This window comes from Butyrivibrio sp. VCB2001 (assembly GCF_000423965.1).
Lineage (GTDB): Bacteria > Bacillota > Clostridia > Lachnospirales > Lachnospiraceae > Butyrivibrio.
The window spans coordinates 1-18,625 of sequence record NZ_KE384119.1; the positions used below are offsets into that span (position 1 = coordinate 1).

The window sequence follows — 18,625 nt, forward strand, 5'->3', positions numbered from 1 at the left end:
AGAGAACTTATCAAAAACTCACTTCTCAGGCAATCCATGTCCAGAAGAGGAAATTGCTGGGATAATGCTCCACAAGAGAGCTTCTTCGGACATATGAAGGATGAACTTGACCCTTATATAAAGGCCTGGGAGGCATTTGATGATGTCCAGTACAGAATAAATGACTGGATCAATTATTATAATAACGATAGGTATCAGGTGCAGTTGCAAGGAATGGCACCAAATGAATACTATCACTATAAAGTAACCAATCAACTACCATCAGCATTGACAATGAAATACAGCCCAAAATAATTGCGTGTGTCCTTGACATGGGGTTCACTTTAGTGTGATCTCCTACCACTACTACTGTCCGGGAAGGAAATTTGGATCAGGACAGTAATAATTCAGGCTGATTTCATAGATACAAAAATAGATACAAAAAACCCGGATACCAGGGATGCGAATCGCTTTCGCTAATCCCTGAAATCCGGGTTTTTTATCTGTTATATTCGTCCTACCTGAATTGCAATAATTATTTCTATAGCATAACTAGGTTTTACTGTGTTCTCAAACTTGAATACCCCTCAACATTCAGCGAGAAGTCGCTGCGGTCAAGTGAGAAGTTCGGGTTGTAGTAAGGATCGCCCTTGTCGAGAACTTCTTTCCACTTGGTGCGGAAGTGCTCGGACTCGCCTTCGTAGCGAGCGGCGTTCTTGCCCTCGAGGTCAAGGCCACGGGACAATGACTCGTAGTGGTAGAGCTCTGCGAAAGGTGTGAATACGTTGAGGTATCCGGCCTGGCGGAGCTTCAGGCAAAAGTCCACATCGTTGAGGCTCACAGCAAAGCCCTCGTCAAAACCTCCAACTTCGTCGTACTTCTTGCGGCTCACCATGAGGCATGCACCGGTTACGGCGCTGACGTCCTGGGCGTAGCACAGGCGGCCCATGTAACCCAGGTTCATGCCGGCCTGACCGTAGTGGGAGTGCCCAGCGGTCCTGTGGGCGCCGAGCTTAAGTACAACGCCGGCGTGCTGGATCTTGCGATCCGGGAAGTAGAGCTTGGCTCCGACGGCGCCCACGTCCTCACGCTGGGCGTACATCAGAAGCTCTTCCATCCAGTTGACGGTGATAACCTGTGTATCATTGTTTAAAAGAACTATGTACTCACCGGTAGAATTCTTAACACCATAGTTAACAACCGCTGAGTAGTTAAATCCGCTATCCTTGCCATCGCCACCGGCCATAGCTTTGTAAACTGTGTAGTCAACAACCTTGACGATGTCTTTAAGGCCACCGTTTGCCAGTTCCTCATAGTAGCCGCGGATCTCGCTGCCCTTGGAGTTATTCTCAACAACGATTATCTCGTAATTATCGTAAACGGACTTCTCATAGATAGAATCTATGCACCTCTTAAGATCTTCCTTGTGCTCGCAGTTGGGAATTACGATGGAAATCTTAGGTGTTCCCTGAACCTCATAGGTGATCTTGAAGATTGTCTCAAAAGCCCTTGTGCTTGTTATCTTGAAGTGGTCATAGCCATGTCTGCGCAGGTGATCTGCCACAGCGCCCTTGGCTGCGTCAATCGCATAAGGCTTGGCATTAATGTCTGATGCAACGCTGCCGGCGTGACTCCTCCAGTAGTAGAGAAGCTTTGGCACATGCACGATGTGCTCCGCTCTGTCAGTAAGACGCAGGATCATATCGTGGTCCTGGCTTCCATCAAACTTAGGCCTGAAGAGCTCTGTTCCATCAAGCAGTGTTCTCTTGAATACACTGAAATGGCAGATATAGTTGTTAGCCCTGAGGTTATCGATAGCGTAGTCAGGCTTGAAATGCATGGTTATCATCTTGTTGATGTCATCGCCCTTGAAGGTGGTCTCATCACAGTAGATGTAGTCTGCATTCTCCTCGTTAATTGCCTTCACATACCAGTACAGAACCTCCGGATGAAGGATATCATCGTGGTCGAAAAGACCTATATACTCTCCTTCTGCCAGTTCCAGGCAGTGGTTTGTGTTTCCGGAGATGCCTTCATTTTTCTCAAGCTTCTGATATTTGATACGGCAGAAGTTTGCAGCATCAGAATCCGCCCCAGGCGTATTCCATCTAGCATCTGTCCTTGTTGCACGCGGGTCTTTCTGGTATTCTCTAACGATTGCCTCAACCGTTCCGATATGCTCAGCATCTGATCCGTCAGCAAGGCACAGCTGCCAGTTCCCATAGGTCTGTGCCAGCACAGACTCGATCATGTCACGAAGGAACTTCTCAGGCGTATTGTAAAGAGGAACAAGAATTGATATAAGAGGCATCTTCTCAAATACAGCACTCTCCTGCTCTTTCCTTGTCTCCTCGCTCGGGAAACTCTCTGTTCCATAATGAGTCATTGCCTTCTTCTCGATCTGTTTGTACTTGATCTTGGCAATGACTCCGCGAAGTGATCCCTGGTTCCTGATCCTATCCCTCTGTCTGATCACCCAGTGCATTGCATTACGTGCCGGAGTAGAAGCCTTCCAAATCGGATTGTTCTTGATACGATTCAGCTTAAACTCGAGCTCCTGGTTCTTATCCTCAAGCTCAGCTATACGTCCCGCCAGGTCTGCAGTCTTCAGCTTCTCCTTCTCGTATGCAGCTTTATAATCAAAGTTCTTGTTATCTTCCATCAGTACTTCTCCAACTTCTATTTCTTTCAGCTTGTACTACTGTATTTTGCAAGTTTCTTATTTCATACAGTACGGCCCGATCAACAGCCTCTAGCTGCTCGACTGTATTCATCAAATTTTTCTCCCAATACAGTAGAGTCTCATCAACAATCTCTAGCTGCTCGACTGTATTCATCAAGTTTTTCTCCCAATACAGTAGAGTCTCATCAACAGCCTCTATCTGCTCGACTGTATTCATCAAGTTTTTCCCTCAATACAGTAGAGTCTCATCAACAACCTCTATCTGCTCGACTGTATTCATCAAGTTTTTTCCTCGATACAGTAGAGTCTCAGCAACAACCTCTATCTGCTCAACTGTATTCATCAAGTTTTTCCCTCGATACAGTAGAGTCTCAGCGACAGTCTCTATCTGCTCAACTGTATTCATCAAGTTTTTCTCTCGATACAGTAGAACCTCATCAACAGCCCCTGCATTCGCGACTGTATGTATCAAGTTTTTCCCTTGATACAGTAAGCCCTCATCAATAGCAGAAATAATAACAGCAAGCTCTGCCAGAACCTCAGCGCAAACCGCGCATATCTTCCTCGCAAGCGAAGTGCCAACGCAATTTACTTCCTTGCATCCTTTATCTTAATCACATTCGGCACCCAGTTGATGAGCTTAAGCCGACTGGTCTTATCAATGGCCAACATTCCGATCTGATAATATCCCGGAGGCAGCGTATTCTTGTCGATCCTGAGCTTGTATCCTGTCAGGTCCACATTCACCTGGTCACTGAGTCTCACACGGATGTCAGGTCTGTACCAAACATAAGGCACAAAGCTATATACCTTGGGACCTGTAGGTCCGACCGAACCGTCGGGGCTCTTCTGGATCTGCCGAAGCACAAGCTTCTTCTCGAAGCATGCATTATCTGAGCCGATGACAAAGCTGTAGCCCTTGAGGAAATATCCCTCATCATGGCCCTTGGCAGTTACGCCGTAGAGCCAGTTGTCCATGGTGCCGTTGTACTCGCAGCCAACGCGCAGGCACTGGTCCTCTCTTGCGCCGCGGATGCCCTTCTCATGGATGGTTGCAGTCGCGTATGGCAGTTCCTCAACAGGAGTGTAATCCTCGCGAGGAATGATTGCAGAAATAGTCTCATCCTCAGTCAGGTGAGGGCTGTAGAAAGGATCCCAGTTGTAGAGATGCGAATGCCTTGTCATAAGGACATCGCCCTCCACCGCCAGCCTCTCCATCTTCTTGGGATCGAGGTTATCAAGGCCCCTTGTAAGGGACTCGTGGTGATAGAGATAAATATGATTGCAGCAGACATTGTAGTAGCCCTTCTCGTGTATCGAATAGCACAGATCAACATCGTTGAAAGCTACAGCAAGGTCCTCCGGGAATCCGCCTGCATCAAGGAACTTTTTGCGACTTACCAAAAGACATGCAGCCGTAGCGCCTATCATGTTGTGAATTCCTCTGTTATATCCGAAGTAATGACTCTTGTTGTCGTGCATCTTCTGGAGCTTGTGCACCGGACCACGCCTTACATTAGCGATTCCGGCGTGCTGGATCAGATCCGTATCCGGATAAATGAGCTTGGCTCCTACTGCACCGACATGCCTCAGCTGCGCCTGGGACAGCATCTCGCGAAGCCACCCTTCCTTGGCACACTCAATGTCGTCATTCATGAAAAGCAGATATTCTCCGGTGGAGTTCTTAACCCCCTGATTGCACATAACGGAGAAGTTGAAATCCTGGAGTTTGTAGATATAGTTGATCTTCACAAGGCCGTTCTTACGTGGAGCCCTGGAAGCATAAACGCCGTACTTAACCCTGTTTGCTGCATTTGAGCCATTATCAATAATGACAATATCGTACTTGATGTTGTCATCACCTGTGGTCTCGATTATTGAATTAAGGCACTGCTGCAGCACCTCGGGGTGATCTTTGGATGGAATGATGATACTTACAGTTGCAGGCGCAAGGAGCATGTGCCTTGATGAGTGGAAGCTCCTTCCGTAGAACACGTCCTGCTCGGGGCTTCTGTGGAACAGTATCTGCTTGATATGTCCAATCGGAAACTCCAGGCCGGTTCTCTTGGCGAAGGCGTGCTCATGTATCGCCAGCATGCAGAATAGTACGTCTGCAGACAAAAGAGATGCCTCCAGCCCCGCCTGTTCTACACTGCCGCGCTTGTTTGCCGTTCCGCCCAGCATTTTAACTGCGTTGTCGTATTCCTTTGCAGATGCATGCATGGCCTTAGCTCTGCATGCAAAAAAACTGCCTATGTAAAAAGCATTAAGATATGAATCGGGAGACCAGTCAGGCTTGAAGTACGGATGAATGTATTTTCCGTTTGCGGAAGCCTCATCCTCATCTCCGTAAACTACGTTGTGTTCGGGGTGCGCGATAAAGTACTGTCTGACAACCTCAGCAGCTTTCTTGATGAGCTTGCCTTTGGGACTAACAAAGAGGTAGACCACGTTGTCATCGCCCTCGTTGTCCTGAACTTCCCATACTTTACCGTAGGGGATAACCTTGACTGTAGGGTCCGGGAGCTTGTGGGGTACCATCTCCCCGCTCTCACTCTGTTCATACATGACAGGTGCAGTGGCCATGACCACAGGCTCTTTTTCCCGGGCGTGCTGCCACTTGTCATAAGCTGAAGACTTGCCGGCTAATACCTTGTTGTATTTAGTTGTGCTCTTCTTCACAAGCCCTGACTTTACCAGACCTTTAAGCATATCCCCTTAATCCCACTCCTCGTCTTTATACATGCGCTCTTCGCGCTTTTCTATGATCTTCTTGCCGATCTTCTTGATCAGATTCTTACCACCCTTTTTAGGCTGAGGTGCCGGCTCTTCCTCGTGAAGAGAATCGGCGATGGCATCCGCTGCATTTCTTGGAATCAGCGTTGTAAGGAGCGTCAGCTCCAAATGATTCCTGGCCTGCATATTCAGTTTCTGACTCATAAGCCCAAACTCAATATTCGGGTCCTCAGAATTAAAGACAAATGTATCATCGGAAATCCACTGACCATTTACCGGATGAATGTCAATGTCGCATCCGGGATCAGAAATTGCCTTGCCATTCCAAAGCGCATCCTTGATGGTAACAATGCATGGTGCAAATGCAGGATCCACGCGGACAGTTCTGCAATCATCGGAAATGCGAAGGTCCAGAGTGATGATGTTGTTGTCATCATAGACCTCCTCCGGGAAGAAGGAATCATCCTCGGAGTAGCCATTTCCCTCATCGAGATAGACCTGAACGCAGTCATCCGGTCTTGCAGCCTCAGCGCCGCCACGCAGCTCTTTTGGCACGATAGTCTTTCTGCCAAGAGCCTTCCAAAGCTCAACCATGGACTTGCGATTGCCTGTCACATACTTCTGGAACTGATACTCCTCCTCCAAAAGCTCTTTTGCCTCATCCTCGGTGATATCAAGCTTCTTGTAAAGTGGCTTAAGATCGAACTTCTCGCGCTTGCGATCCTCTAATCTGTAGCAGTAGAGCGCCCTCCAGACCTGTTCCTTGGCCGGAATGCACTTACCGTAGGTCCATTCATAATCTATTATAGTCCAGATCGGGCCGTTGACCATAATGTTGGAAAAGATAAGGTCGTAGTCCGAAACGGGATAGTCCTCTTTGTAGCTGATCCTCTTGATGTACTCGCCAACCAGCGCGAAGAACCCGTCGGGGTCGTCCCTGTCAACGCACTCATCCAGGAGCGATGCCAGTGGCACTCCGTTGACAAAAGAGAAAACGGCGCAGCCAAGCTTCTCATCAATCGAGCAGTCGTTGATCTCAAGATCGCCTCCCTGGAACCTCTGGCGGAGCCCTAAGTACGCGTCACGAATGCCGAAAACATGCTCTTTGGCAGCCTCGGTCAGCGGGAACTTGCGGATGACTCTGCGTCCTGTTTTATCAATCGCGATGTCGGTCCTGATCTTGAACTCATCCACGCGGTCATTACTGTACTTGCTGTAGATGGTATCAAACCCGGGTCCGAGTATTACTTCAAAAGAGTTCGCGAACTCCTGATACATGTCCTCACGCACAAGGTCTTCGTAAGCTCTTTTCTCATTAAAGAGCACAAGCCTGTCCTGGTCGTAGTTGCGGACGTTGTCCTGCAGATCCCCGAACTTGGGGGTGTAGGAATCCGAGTGCAAAAGAGACATGAACTTGTAGTCAGGATATGGATAATAGAAATGGTACTCATTCATTCCGCATTTCTTGAAGATGTTGATAAGTCCGTTTCTACTAAATGTTCTTGCAACTGAGTCGGGTGAGTAGCCTTCAATGCCTGTAAAGTAGCTGCCCAGGTGGTCTTCCTTGCAGCCGGCAAAGTACTTAAGTCCCAGCCTGTTCTCGATGGCGATGACGATTCTGCCGCCACGTTTTAAGTGTCTCTTGAGCATGCGAAGGAACTTCTCGTAGGGGCTGTCAGTGCCGATGTAGCCCTGGCCGTACTCGAAGACGCCGATGAGGAAGATGTAGTCAAAGTCCTTGGGAAGGTCGGGCTCGATGTCCCTGAAATTACCCACGTGGATGGTGACATTGTCGCAGTCAGCGTTACGGGTTGCGTTGATCTCTGACCTTCTGCGGGAAAGATCGCAGGCCACAACCTCTTTTGCCTTGGAAGCGAGCATGCCTGTGATGGCGCCACAACCTGAGCCGACTTCCAGGACCTTGGCGCGCTTGTCCATGGGGATCCACTCGACGATGTTTGCACGCTGGTCGGAGAGGTGGTACATGATGGGCCAGTTGTTGCGCTCCTCGATGACCTTCTGGTACTCTTCTTTTTTGTATTTTTTGACAATCTCAAGAAGGTCGTTCTCGATAGCTCCATCGCTGTAGAGATCAACCCCTGAGTAATGTTTGAAATTAAGGCTTACGCCGCCTATTTTAATAACTTCTTGCATTTTGTTTATTCCTTAGCGTCCTGTACAACGCATTTTGATTCCATGTCATAGTAACCAACTGTGTTCTTGTCGGAGACAACAGTGATGTTCAGGGCATCGTAGAGGCGATGGTAGACTGTGAAGTCGTTCTGCTCAAAGCCTGTAACTCCGAAGCTGATCAGGTACTCGCCGCCCTGAAGGGTCATTTTCTGGGTAAAAGAAATTTCTTTTACATCTCCTGCTTCTACCGGGTCAAGGAATGCCTTTTCCACCATGGAGTTGGTTCCTGTGATCTCGATGCCCATGATGTTCTTGAAGGTGAAGGCAAAGATGGGCGCTGCCACTGCCTGCTTAAAGCGGACCTTCATGTGAACTGTGAACTCGCTTCCTTTGATGATGGAATTGGTGCGCGTTCCGCGGTCGTCGGTTACGTAGTATTCTTCTATGCTTGCTGCGCCGTCGCCGTACTCGAGGGTGTCGGGGTTGGCAGCGGGATTGGATGTCTGGGTATCGGCAGATTCAGCTTTTGTCTTCTTGTCTGACTTGATCTTCTTATCAGAATCATCAGAAGCCTTGGCTGCTGCCTCGCGGATCTGCTCATCATCCAGGAGATTCTCCGTATCGCCTGCACTTGGCAGCGGATACTGTCCAACGAGGACCTGCTTGTAAATATCAATCATCTTCTTGGGAGTTCCCTCGCCCAGGAGCACGCCCTGATTAAGGAGCACTGCTCTGTCGCAGTACTTGCTGATGCTGGAGAGGTCGTGGGATACGAAGAGGATGGTCTTGCCCTGCTTCTTGAACTCCTCGAACTTGTGATAACACTTGGCCTGGAAGAACACGTCTCCTACAGAGAGGGCCTCATCGACAATGAGGATCTCCGGGTCAATATTGATAGCTACCGCAAAAGCCAGGCGGACAAACATACCGCTGGAGTAGGTCTTGACCGGCTGATAAACATAGTCGCCGATGTCCGCAAACTCAAGGATCGCGTCAAGGCGCTTGGTGATCTCTTCCTCCGAGAAGCCGATCATCATGCCGTTCAAATATATGTTATCGATTCCGTTGTATTCCATGTTAAAGCCGGCGCCCAGCTCAAGGAGAGCCGAGATATGACCATCAACGTTCACCTCACCGGATGATGGCGAAAGAACTCCTGTAATGATCTTGAGGATGGTACTCTTTCCCGAGCCATTGGTTCCGATGATGCCGACAGTCTCACCCTTCTTGACCGTGAGGTTCACGTTATTGAGGGCCAGGTGCTCCTTGTACCTGTTCTTCTTAACCAGCCCCAGTGAGTCTTTCAGACGGTCAATCGGCTTGTCATATAGTTTGTAAATTTTCGTGAGGTTCTTGACCTCAATCGCTATGTCTTTTTCCATGTATGAATCCTTATCACAGAACGTCTGCGAAGTGAGTCTTACTGCGTTTAAATATCAGTGCTCCGAGGCAGAATGAAGCTACCACAAAGAGCCAGAAATACGTCGATGAATAGAAGTGCTCAAAGAACCATGTGTCTCCGTAGATCGAGTTCCTGAATCCCTCGACAATATAAGTCATAGGATTGAGCTTGACCAGCCACTTGTACTTATCAGGCACGATCTCGATGTTCCAGAGAATAGGTGTTGCCCACTGGAACAGCTGCAGGCCGATGGAAATGATCTGCAAAAGATCTCTGAAGAACACCACGATAGCGCAGGTTGCGTAGCTGATTGAGAGCACCAGAATAAACTCGCAGCCGACATAGTAGATCAGCTGAAGCCAGTAAACATTCGGATAATAGCCGTAAATGCAGGCGATGACCATCATAACTCCGATGAAGAAGATATGGATGAACATTGCTGCGATGATCTTGATGATGGGCAGGATACTAATTTTGAAGAGTACCTTTTTAACAAGATAGTTGTACTCTAAAAGAGACGTTGTTCCGTTGGTCAGAGCCTCGGAGAAATAGAACCAGGGCACAAGACCTGCTGTAAGGAACAGAACGTAAGGGACTTCCACGCCCCCGGAAACCGCCTGGGCCTTAGCTGTAAAGACAACGTCGAACACAATATAATACATACAAACAGTGACCACCGGCTGAGCCAGTGCCCACACTATACCCATGTAGGATCCTGCGTATCTCTTCTTGAAATCGTTGATGGCAAGGCGCTTAATTAGGTTCCTGGAATTCCAGAGCTCAACGGGAAGGACCGTGAGCCTGTCATACCATACAAAGACCAGAATGCTGCCGACAGCGATGAGGATACATCCGCACACTTTTTTAAGTAGCGCAGTCTGCGGATCCTCGAGTGGGTTGTTATGAAAGATAAGTATCAGCGCCAAAGCAAGCGCTAATGTGTAGAAAACCGCCAAAGCTATAGCCTTTGCCGGTTTCTTTTTTGCAGAAATCAAAGTTCCTTAATTCCTCCCCACTTAGTATCCCTCTCGGAAAGATTAAGCTTCATGTCATCAGTGATAGGCCACTCAACGCCAACGTCGGGGTCATCCCACTTTATTCCGCCCTCTCCTTCCGGGTGATAGAAATCTGAGCATTTATATGCGAACTCTGCGTAATCTGAGAGTACCAAAAATCCATGAGCAAATCCCTTAGGGATAAAGAACTGCTTCTTGTTCTCAGCTGTGAGCTTAACTCCGAACCACTTTCCATAGGTCTTTGAACCCTTGCGCAGATCCACTGCCACGTCAAAAACCTCACCGTTTATGCAGCGAACAAGCTTGTCCTGTGGATGCTCTGTCTGGAAATGAAGGCCGCGAAGTACGCCCTTTGTGCTGGCTGACTGGTTGTCCTGAACGAACTCGCAATCGATGCCTGCCTCTACGAAATCATTCTTGTTGTAGGTCTCCATAAAGTATCCTCTGTTATCGCCGAATACCTTAGGTGTGATGACCTTAAGTCCTTCAATTTCGCATGTTTCAACTGTTATCTTACCCATTGCTCTAAAAATCTCCTAAATATATTTTATGGTTGTCCAACCGGAGTTCCGGTTATTGTCTGATCTGCCGGGATGTACTGTCCGTAGCCGCCGTTTGGCGCATCAGGAAGGCTCGTAAGGTATCCCGATGAATCCGCAGCGCCCTCCAGGCTTGGGTTTGTAAGCTCACCCACCACTGCCATTCCTGAGCCGGGTCTGTCCTCTTCTTCGGCAAAAGAGCTCTCGGCGCTCCCCTCATCAGTGCTGGCATCTGATTTCTTGATCACCACTACTGATGGGATCTTCTCGGTCTCATCAAAGAAATCATCATCAAGAAGAAAAGCGTTTAAGCTGTCACCGATCTGGTCGCCGTAGATGACCTCTTCCTCAGTGGCTTCTTCTGTAGCAGCTTCGGTGGCTGTCTGCGTCTTTTGCCCCCAGCCGAACAGGCTGTTGATCTTGTCTGTGTTAGTGGCGTATACGATCACCAGCACCAGAATGAAGGCGCTTAGGATGGTAAGTATCGCCATTCTGAAAACTCTTGTATCCATAACGCTCCCCCAAAAACATTACGCTCTCGCGCTATTACAGCCCATTGGCAACTTCCACTAAGTATTTGCCGTAGTCTGTCTTCATAAGAGGCTCAGCAAGTGCCAAGAGCTGGCTCTTATCAATGAATCCGCGTTTGTAAGCAATCTCCTCGATGCAGGAAATGTAAAGTCCCTGCCTCTTCTGGAAAGCACATACAAAGTCTGACGCATCAAGAAGTGAGTCGTGGTTGCCTGTATCAAGCCATGCAAAGCCGCGTCCCATGGTCTCAACGCGGAGCTCACCTCTTCTTAGGTACTCGTTGTTGATGCTTGTTATCTCTATCTCGCCTCTTGCTGAAGGCTTAACATTCTCGGCGATCTCTACAACCTTGTTGTCGTAGAAGTAAAGTCCGGGAACTGCGTAGTTACTCTTAGGATTCTCAGGTTTCTCCTCGATGCTGATGGCCTTTCCGTTCTCGTCGAACTCAACAACGCCGTAAGCTCTTGGATCTCTTACATAGTAACCAAAGATGGTTGCGCCCTTTTCCCTTGATGCAACCTCTCTAAGAAGTTTAGAGAAACTCTGACCGTAAAAGATATTGTCGCCCAGTACCAGTGCCACAGAGTCTTTTCCTATAAACTCAGCGCCGATGATGAAGGCATCCGCAAGTCCTCTGGGCTTTTCCTGAACTGCGTAGGAGAACTTCATGCCAAGCTGGCTTCCGTCACCAAAGAGCTCCTCAAATGCAGGAAGATCACGTGGTGTCGAGATTATAAGTACTTCTCTGATGCCGGCCAGCATCAGAGTTGAAAGCGGATAATAAATCATGGGCTTGTCATAAACAGGCATCATCTGCTTGCTCATAGCCCTTGTCAAAGGATAAAGACGTGTTCCACTACCACCTGCTAAGATAATTCCCTTCATGAAATAATCTCCTTATCTGTTTGAATACATCTTCTCGTAGTATTTCTCATAGTCACCGGATGTAACGTGCTCCATCCACTCAGAGTTCTCGAAATACCACTTGATAGTCTTCTTGATACCCTCTGCGAACATGGTCTCTGGCTCCCAGCCGATCTCTGCCTTGATCTTGTCAGGTGCGATGGCGTAGCGGCGATCGTGACCCTTTCTGTCTGTTACGTATTTGATGAGGTCGTAAGAAAGATGTGCCTTACGAGGATCTGAGTCATCAAGCTCCTCTCTTAAGGTATCGATGATTGTCTTAACGATCTCGATGTTCTGCTTCTCATTGTGTCCGCCTACGTTGTAGGTCTCGAAGAGTCTGCCCTTTTCCTGAACCATGTCGATGGCCTTGGCGTGATCTTCTACATATAACCAGTCGCGGACGTTCTTACCGTCGCCGTAAACCGGAAGGTCTTTTCCCGCAAGAGCGTTGTTGATGATGAGGGGAATGAGCTTCTCAGGGAACTGGTAAGGTCCGTAGTTGTTGGAGCAGTTGGTTATGTTGGCAGGGAACTTGTAAGTGTCCATGTATGCCTTAACCAGCATGTCTGAGCTGGCTTTACTTGCTGAATATGGGCTGTGAGGTGAGTATGGTGTTGTCTCATAGAAGTATGCGTTTGGATCGTCATCCAGTGAGCCATAAACCTCATCAGTTGAAACGTGGAGGAACTTCTTGCCCTCTTTAAAAGAGCCATCGGGAAGCTCCCAGGCCTTCTTGGCAGCGTTAAGCATTGTTGCTGTTCCAAGAACATTGGTCTGAACAAAGACCTCAGGGTTGACGATTGATCTGTCAACGTGGCTCTCAGCTGCGAAGTGAACAACTCTGTCGATGTCGTTCTCCTCGAAGATCTTGTTGATAGCATCGCGGTCGCAGATATCAGCCCTTACGAATGTATAGTTGTCGCGTCCCTCAACGTCGCGCAGGTTCTCAAGGTTTCCTGCATAAGTAAGCACATCCACGTTGATGATGCGGATCTCGTTGTCGTATTTCTTGAACATGTAATGAATGTAGTTGGAGCCGATGAATCCGGCGCCTCCGGTAACTAAGTAGGTTCTCATATCTTTTCCTTTCCTAGAAAAAAGCATAATTTAACTAAATAAGTATACCACATGCAAGAGCCAAGTAGAAGAGTCCCATTCCGTAACACATATAACGGGGCTGCGGGAATATCATAGAGCCCGTAACCACGCAGTTTATAGCTATTCCAGCAAGAACGATGAACATCATTCGAGCTGCAAGGGCCCTCTGAGAGGTCTTTTTCCTGAGGAAAAGAGCTATAAATGAAGCCAGGTAGATCACATAAATAACGAGCGATGCCTTTACCAGCACGGCCGGTGATATGTTGGCGTTGGAAATCACGAATGCCTTCAGGATATTGGCAGTCAAAACATAGACAGCTCCGCGGTCTTGTCCCTTAACGATGTTTGAAAGCGCATGTCCCAGGAGCTTTCCAAAAAGCAGATTTTCAATCTCATTCTCTTTTATCTGCGCATGAGTCCTGTCAAGCTCCGGATAGTGCTCAGCGACGTATTCATCACAGATCGGGAGCACCACATCAAAACCGATCACATCATAGGCATCGGCGTAGTGCGACGCCATTGCCACCCAGTCCGAGTTGAAAACAGTGGAATTCTCTGCCAGCTCATAGCCGGGTGCGTAATCAATAGTGAGCTGCTGAGCGCGGCACTCATCGTAAATCCTTGTATAAAGAGCTTCCATCTCCGGATACTTCTCGGCATCAACATCGGCAAAAAGCTGCGAATCCTCAGGCAACGCCGTGTAGATGAGTGTATCCAAACCGCCTTTGCTGTTACCGATATGGGAAGTAAAGACACCTCGCATAGCCAGATTATACCCGCGATCTGCAAGAGTTATTACCACGAAAGCCACCACCACAGCTATCACTGTGAGAGAGAAGTTTCTAAGGGAGCGATGTCTTTTAACAAAAAGGTGAAGTATAAATGACGCAAAGCCCCAGGTTATCAGGACTATGAGCATCTGCTTTCTGATGCTGCAGATTATTATGCTCAGGCAAAAGAGCTTTAGGATGGATTTTCGCTCGTACCCATCGAAGCTCTTTATAAGCTCAACCGTGAAGATGACGTAGAGAGGCATCGCAAGGGCTTCGGTCATGAGACTTTCAGAATACATAGAGCCGCGACCCGCGATAAATCTGTTGATTCCGGCAACGCCTGCCTGTCCGAGCATGGCAATCGCAGAGAGGAGCCGGGATTTCTTTTCCCCGAGAGCACTTGTTTCATTCAGGATAAAGAATCCGAGGTGGCAGGAAGATGCTACCCACAAGAGGCTCTGAAGGATGACTGCCAGAGTCAGATAAGCCGGGAGTCCATAGGGCTGCGCCTCTATATGCAGGACTTCGAAAAGCCGGCGCAAGCCCAGCAGAAACAGCGGATATACCGGTTCCCTTGAAAAGTCCATGTCAACATAGCTTGGCGTATCAACACACCAAACCGGCCCGTCAAATAAAGCTATCCCTACGAAATAAATTGTCAATAACGCAAAGGACAGAAGCTTAAAAGCTTCTGTTCCTCTGTTTGATTTATTCTTGAACATCGATCCTCCGATCAGTTGTAAAGAATGTTCATGTCAACATTTCCTGAAATACCGCAAACTGAACCCTTTGATGTGTACTGCCACATGTCGTAGCGAGTTGCTGTGTAGCTTACATTTGCTGCGTACTGAGCAAGCCAGATCTTGTAATTGGTCAGTGATGCAGTATTGATGTTCTTGGTAAACCAGGTCTTGTTGGAGTAAACACCTGCCCTGTAGCCTGCGCTCTGGATGGTTCCGCAGAAAGCCTTGATGTTGGCTGTACGCTGGCTTGCGCTGATGGTATCTCCACGACCGTTACTTCCCTCAACGTCGATGTAGATAGGGAAGCTGAGGCTGTAACCCTTGCAGAGGTTGATGCACATGGAGGCTTCCTCTACAGCTTCAACTTCGTTGACTGCCTGTGAGAAGAAGTAAACACCAACTCTGAGTCCTGCTGCCTGAGCGCCCTTGATGTTTGCTCTGAACTTGGGATCCTCGATGAGCGCACCTGCTGATGATCCTCTGTATCCACAGCGGATGATAACAAAGTTAACACCGTTGTTCTTAACCTTATTCCAGTCGATGTTTCCGTTCCACTTGCTGACGTCGATTCCGAGAGTTCCTGATGATGAGGAAAGCACTCCGTCGCCGCCAAAGGTGTACTTGGCGCCCTTGATGACCTGCTCGCCGGTTACATAGTTACCGTTCTTGTCGTAGTAGTAGGTCTTGCCATCGATGGTCCACCAGCCCTGCTTAACGTCAGGACCGGACTTCTCTTTTCTGAGATAGAAGGTTGAACCCTTGTAATAATCGTCGTAAGTAGCCTCAACATAATCGCCGTTGGCGTTCTTTACGTAAACAACGTTACCGTTCTTGTCCTTAAGGACTGTAGTCTTGCTGATGACGGTTACTTCTACAGTTCCGTCCTTGTAGCCTTCACACTTAACTGTGATTGTTGTGCTGCCTGCTCCGACACCGGTAATTGTTCCGTCGCTTCCGACTGATGCAATATCAGACTTGGCAGATGAGTAGGTCACCTTCTTGTTTGAATCCTTAGGAGCAAGCTTAAAGGTTCTGCCCTGAACGAGAGTAACCTTGGTCGCATTCATATCGACAGCATTTTCACTGTTCTTAGTCACTGTAACTTCTATTGTCGCATCCTTGTAACCTGATGCTGACATTGTGATGGTTGCCTTACCTTCCGCAGCACCCTTTACTGTTCCGTCCTTAGCAACTGTTGCAATCTTTTCATCAGAACTCTTGAATGTAACAGCATTTGCGTCGATTCCGGAAACTGTGAGCTTGCCTGTTGCACCGATCGCGATGCTGAAAGGTGATGGGCTTGATGAGAAGGTGATGAGCTTTTCATCAGCCTTGGCTACTGTTACTTCTGCCTTGGCCTCCTTGTAGCCTTCGGCTGTAACAGTGATTGTAGCCTTACCTTCTGCCTTGGCCTCGATTGTTCCGTCGCTGCCAACAGCTGCAATGTTATCTGCGCTTGACTTAAATGTCACTGATGAAGGACCTGTGGCTGTGAGCTTTGTCTTTTCCCCGACCTTCATGCTTATATTTGTACTGCTGAGTGTCATGTCCTTGAGCACAACTTCAGCCTTCTTAACCGATACTGTTACCTTGCCATCGTTGTAGCCATCAGCCTTAACAGTGATGGTTGCGCTTCCTTCGCCCTTGGCAGTTACTGTACCGTCGTTTGACACTTCAGCTACCGCACTGTCACTTGATGTGCAGGTAAAAGAGCTTGGTCCGGAAACAGAGACATTGGCTGTCTGTCCAACTTCAAGGCTTGAACTTGAAATTGAAACTGTCATATCCTTAGGTGTTTCAACAGGAGGTTCAGTTGATGCGCCATCTCCTGAAGACGCGCCACTACCTGAATCCTGATTTCCACCATCGCCGGAGTTGCCATTTCCACCATCATCAGGATTGGTGTCGTCTCCTGTTCTCTCAGCACCTGCAACAGCCGGATCACCTTCTGTTCTTCCCTTAGAAGCCGAAAGTCTTCTGATGGTTCCTGTAGGGATCATGGAGCTTGTGCTGGGATCAGCGATTGTATCTTTATTTATCTGCTCGTAATTATATTTTCCACTTCCTGAACTTGAGCTGCCCTGGTTTGAATCAACCCACTCAACTGTGTCTGTAAGAGCTGACTCTACAACTTCCTGGACTGCCGTATCCTCTTTTGCCGCATTGACCTGCGACTCTTTCTTGATCTCGTTGCTGACATCGACAACCTTGGTCTCGACCTTGTCCTTGACTGTCAGGGTCTGAGTTCCGAGTTCAAGAGCATAATTGCTGAATTCAGAAGGCAGTGCATTAGGTGTGATCTTGTACTTGCCGGCTGTCAGGTTGTTCTTGTAGATGATTCCATCCTTGTCGTGATCATCGTAGGTTATCTTGGTTCCATCCGGAGTAACAACAGTTATTTCAAATGGCACATTAGCCACAAGCTTGTTGGTCTCTGAATTAATGAACTTGACCTTCATGTCGCTCTTGATGGAGGTGAGAGTCATCTTGATGGTAACTCCCTGTGCATCGTCTGCGACTTCTTCCTCTTCTTCCTCTTCCTCCTCCATGATGATGCCTGCAGTCATGGCCCTTGCACGCTCTGCATCAGCTACTGCAAGAAGTCCTGTTGAACCGATGACATCATTGAACTGCATGTCAGCTCCGATTTCCGCAAAGGAATTGATCTCAGCAGTTCTTCCAAGGGCATCTCTGTAGAATGACATGGTTATAAGACCGCCAACCACAAGCAGAATAGCAACTATTGCCGCTGCGCGCTCTGCAAAAGAAGTGTTCTTCACAAACTCAATTATCTTGGCTCCGGCACCTGCTCCGCCGCGTCTTCTGCGATCTTTGTCTTTTTTGTCGTATCTATCGTGCTTATCACGGCCTGATCTCTTGTCCGCTCTTGATGCACGAGAAGATCTTCCGCTGTCACGACCGCCTCTTGCGCCATGTGCTACTGCAGCTGCTGCGTAGTAATCATCCTCGTCATCGCGGTAGTCTTCATCGTAGCGATCGTAATCTTCTTCGTATCTGTCGTACTCTTCAGCGTCGCGGTAATAGCGTTCGTCATCGTAGCGATCGTCTACTTCGTCCTCATAGCGATCATCTTCTTCGTCTTCGTATCGGCCTTCTTCATCATCTTCGTATCGGCCTTCTTCGTCGTCTTCGTATCGGCCTTCTTCGTCGTCTTCGTCCTCGTAACGAGATTCTACCTGGTCGCCGTAGGCTTCCTCGAACTCTGCGTCGTAGTCTTCATCTTCGTCTTCGTAGTCGGCTTCCTGCTCAACTTCGTCTGTTTCTACTTCATCGCGGTAGTCAGTGTCAGCTTCTACTTCGTCAACTTCGTCTGCTTCTACTTCGTCGCGGTAGTCGGCGTCGTCTTCTGTACCATCAACTTCATCTACTTCATCGCGGTAATCGACGCCCTCTTCTGCATCATCTGCATAGCGAGCATCTTCGTACTTGTCTTCTGCTTCGTAGGATTCCTCTTCCATGTAATCTTCATCGGAGAAGTTATCCTCTGATTCTGCTCTTGACGGGAAAGGAACAACGTTGCGATTAGTATCTACATCGAAGTCATCATCTTCCCTTAATTCCTGATCAAAGTCACCATGCTTCTCTCTGCTGTAAGCTCTCTCCTCAGGATAATCATCTTCAGGATAGTCCTCCTCAGGATAATCCTCTTCAGGATATTCGTCCCCAGCATCTCGATAGTCTTCATCGTCACGGTAGTCTTCATCATCGTCACGGTAATCTTCGTCGCCGTAATCATCCTCGAACTCTTCGTCGTATTCTTCGTCTTCGTAGAAGTCCTCTTCGAACTCCTCGTCGTATTCACGCACGTCGCGTCTGCTGCGTGGTTTCTTGCCCACCTTATTAAATAACTTAAGACTTCTTTTCATACTTTCCTCAAATCCTCCAACAACATATTGTATTTATTGGTTAAAAAACACAATACTTATGACGATTTTACCATTTATTAACCTATCTAACAACCGTGCGTGCAAAAAGCCCACTGTTTATCGGCTCTTCCAAACATCTTTCCCGCTCTGAAAAGCCCTCAATGACTCCATCTTCTTGTGATACAGATCCTGTAGTATC

Annotated in this window: 14 protein-coding genes; 1 reads left to right on the forward strand and 13 read right to left on the reverse strand. The window is 48.1% G+C overall.

The features are described from left to right. A partial coding sequence (locus G589_RS20620) for an IS3 family transposase (protein ID WP_035776598.1) occupies positions 1–294 on the forward strand: 294 nt, incomplete at its 5' end. 244 nt (positions 295–538) lie between these two features. Here the strand turns inward: G589_RS20620 and G589_RS0117590 are convergent. The 13 genes from G589_RS0117590 to G589_RS21515 all read right to left on the reverse strand — a co-directional run bounded on the left by G589_RS0117590 (position 539) and on the right by G589_RS21515 (position 18,426). Next, positions 539–2,641, reverse strand: coding sequence for a glycosyltransferase family 2 protein (locus tag G589_RS0117590; RefSeq protein ID WP_026523019.1), 2,103 nt, complete (start codon positions 2,639–2,641; stop codon positions 539–541). Next, complete coding sequence (locus G589_RS0117595; protein ID WP_026523020.1) at positions 2,631–2,879, reverse strand: hypothetical protein; 249 nt, start codon at positions 2,877–2,879, stop codon at positions 2,631–2,633. Before G589_RS0117595 ends, G589_RS0117590 begins: the two co-directional genes overlap by 11 nt. A gap of 12 nt (positions 2,880–2,891) precedes the next feature. After that, positions 2,892–3,068 carry a hypothetical protein gene (locus tag G589_RS0117600; protein WP_155832583.1) on the reverse strand — a complete coding sequence of 59 codons (177 nt, stop codon included), beginning with the start codon at positions 3,066–3,068 and terminating at the stop codon, positions 2,892–2,894. Positions 3,069–3,250: 182 nt separating this feature from the next. Further along, positions 3,251–5,374, reverse strand: coding sequence for a glycosyltransferase family 2 protein (locus tag G589_RS0117605; protein ID WP_026523022.1), 2,124 nt, complete (start codon positions 5,372–5,374; stop codon positions 3,251–3,253). Positions 5,375–5,380: 6 nt separating this feature from the next. After that, on the reverse strand, positions 5,381–7,552 hold the full coding sequence (locus tag G589_RS21760) for a class I SAM-dependent methyltransferase (protein ID WP_081669112.1): 2,172 nt from the start codon (positions 7,550–7,552) through the stop codon (positions 5,381–5,383). A gap of 5 nt (positions 7,553–7,557) precedes the next feature. Next, positions 7,558–8,913, reverse strand: coding sequence for an ABC transporter ATP-binding protein (locus G589_RS0117615; RefSeq protein WP_026523023.1), 1,356 nt, complete (start codon positions 8,911–8,913; stop codon positions 7,558–7,560). A 13-nt stretch (positions 8,914–8,926) separates the two neighbouring features. Further along, positions 8,927–9,928, reverse strand: a complete 1,002-nt coding sequence (locus G589_RS0117620) for an ABC transporter permease (protein WP_051192566.1) — start codon at positions 9,926–9,928, stop codon at positions 8,927–8,929. After that, entirely contained in the window at positions 9,925–10,470 is a 546-nt protein-coding gene (gene rfbC, locus G589_RS0117625) for a dTDP-4-dehydrorhamnose 3,5-epimerase (RefSeq protein WP_022768176.1), read from the reverse strand. Before rfbC ends, G589_RS0117620 begins: the two co-directional genes overlap by 4 nt. Before the next feature lie 26 nt (positions 10,471–10,496). Continuing rightward, complete coding sequence (locus G589_RS0117630; protein ID WP_026523025.1) at positions 10,497–11,000, reverse strand: hypothetical protein; 504 nt, start codon at positions 10,998–11,000, stop codon at positions 10,497–10,499. Between the two features lie 34 nt (positions 11,001–11,034). Next, positions 11,035–11,904, reverse strand: a complete 870-nt coding sequence (rfbA, locus tag G589_RS0117635; RefSeq protein ID WP_026523026.1) for a glucose-1-phosphate thymidylyltransferase RfbA — start codon at positions 11,902–11,904, stop codon at positions 11,035–11,037. Positions 11,905–11,916: 12 nt separating this feature from the next. Beyond that, positions 11,917–13,002, reverse strand: a complete 1,086-nt coding sequence (gene rfbB, locus G589_RS0117640) for a dTDP-glucose 4,6-dehydratase (RefSeq protein ID WP_026523027.1) — start codon at positions 13,000–13,002, stop codon at positions 11,917–11,919. Between the two features lie 34 nt (positions 13,003–13,036). Beyond that, positions 13,037–14,518, reverse strand: a complete 1,482-nt coding sequence (locus G589_RS0117645; RefSeq protein ID WP_026523028.1) for a hypothetical protein — start codon at positions 14,516–14,518, stop codon at positions 13,037–13,039. Positions 14,519–14,529: 11 nt separating this feature from the next. After that, positions 14,530–18,426, reverse strand: coding sequence for a GH25 family lysozyme (locus G589_RS21515; RefSeq protein ID WP_051192568.1), 3,897 nt, complete (start codon positions 18,424–18,426; stop codon positions 14,530–14,532). Between the last annotated feature and the right edge of the window lie 199 nt (positions 18,427–18,625).

What these genes read in the sequence shown, in the direction of transcription:
- G589_RS0117590 (WP_026523019.1), bottom strand. Translation starts at nt 2,641, where the DNA reads ATGGAAGATAACAAGAACTTTGATTATAAAGCTGCATACGAGAAGGAG.
- G589_RS0117595 (WP_026523020.1), bottom strand. Translation starts at nt 2,879, where the DNA reads ATGAATACAGTCGAGCAGATAGAGGCTGTTGATGAGACTCTACTGTAT.
- G589_RS0117600 (WP_155832583.1), bottom strand. Translation starts at nt 3,068, where the DNA reads ATGAATACAGTTGAGCAGATAGAGACTGTCGCTGAGACTCTACTGTAT.
- G589_RS0117605 (WP_026523022.1), bottom strand. Translation starts at nt 5,374, where the DNA reads ATGCTTAAAGGTCTGGTAAAGTCAGGGCTTGTGAAGAAGAGCACAACT.
- G589_RS21760 (WP_081669112.1), bottom strand. Translation starts at nt 7,552, where the DNA reads ATGCAAGAAGTTATTAAAATAGGCGGCGTAAGCCTTAATTTCAAACAT.
- G589_RS0117615 (WP_026523023.1), bottom strand. Translation starts at nt 8,913, where the DNA reads ATGGAAAAAGACATAGCGATTGAGGTCAAGAACCTCACGAAAATTTAC.
- rfbC (WP_022768176.1), bottom strand. Translation starts at nt 10,470, where the DNA reads ATGGGTAAGATAACAGTTGAAACATGCGAAATTGAAGGACTTAAGGTC.
- G589_RS0117630 (WP_026523025.1), bottom strand. Translation starts at nt 11,000, where the DNA reads ATGGATACAAGAGTTTTCAGAATGGCGATACTTACCATCCTAAGCGCC.
- rfbA (WP_026523026.1), bottom strand. Translation starts at nt 11,904, where the DNA reads ATGAAGGGAATTATCTTAGCAGGTGGTAGTGGAACACGTCTTTATCCT.
- rfbB (WP_026523027.1), bottom strand. Translation starts at nt 13,002, where the DNA reads ATGAGAACCTACTTAGTTACCGGAGGCGCCGGATTCATCGGCTCCAAC.
- G589_RS0117645 (WP_026523028.1), bottom strand. Translation starts at nt 14,518, where the DNA reads ATGTTCAAGAATAAATCAAACAGAGGAACAGAAGCTTTTAAGCTTCTG.
- G589_RS21515 (WP_051192568.1), bottom strand. Translation starts at nt 18,426, where the DNA reads ATGAAAAGAAGTCTTAAGTTATTTAATAAGGTGGGCAAGAAACCACGC.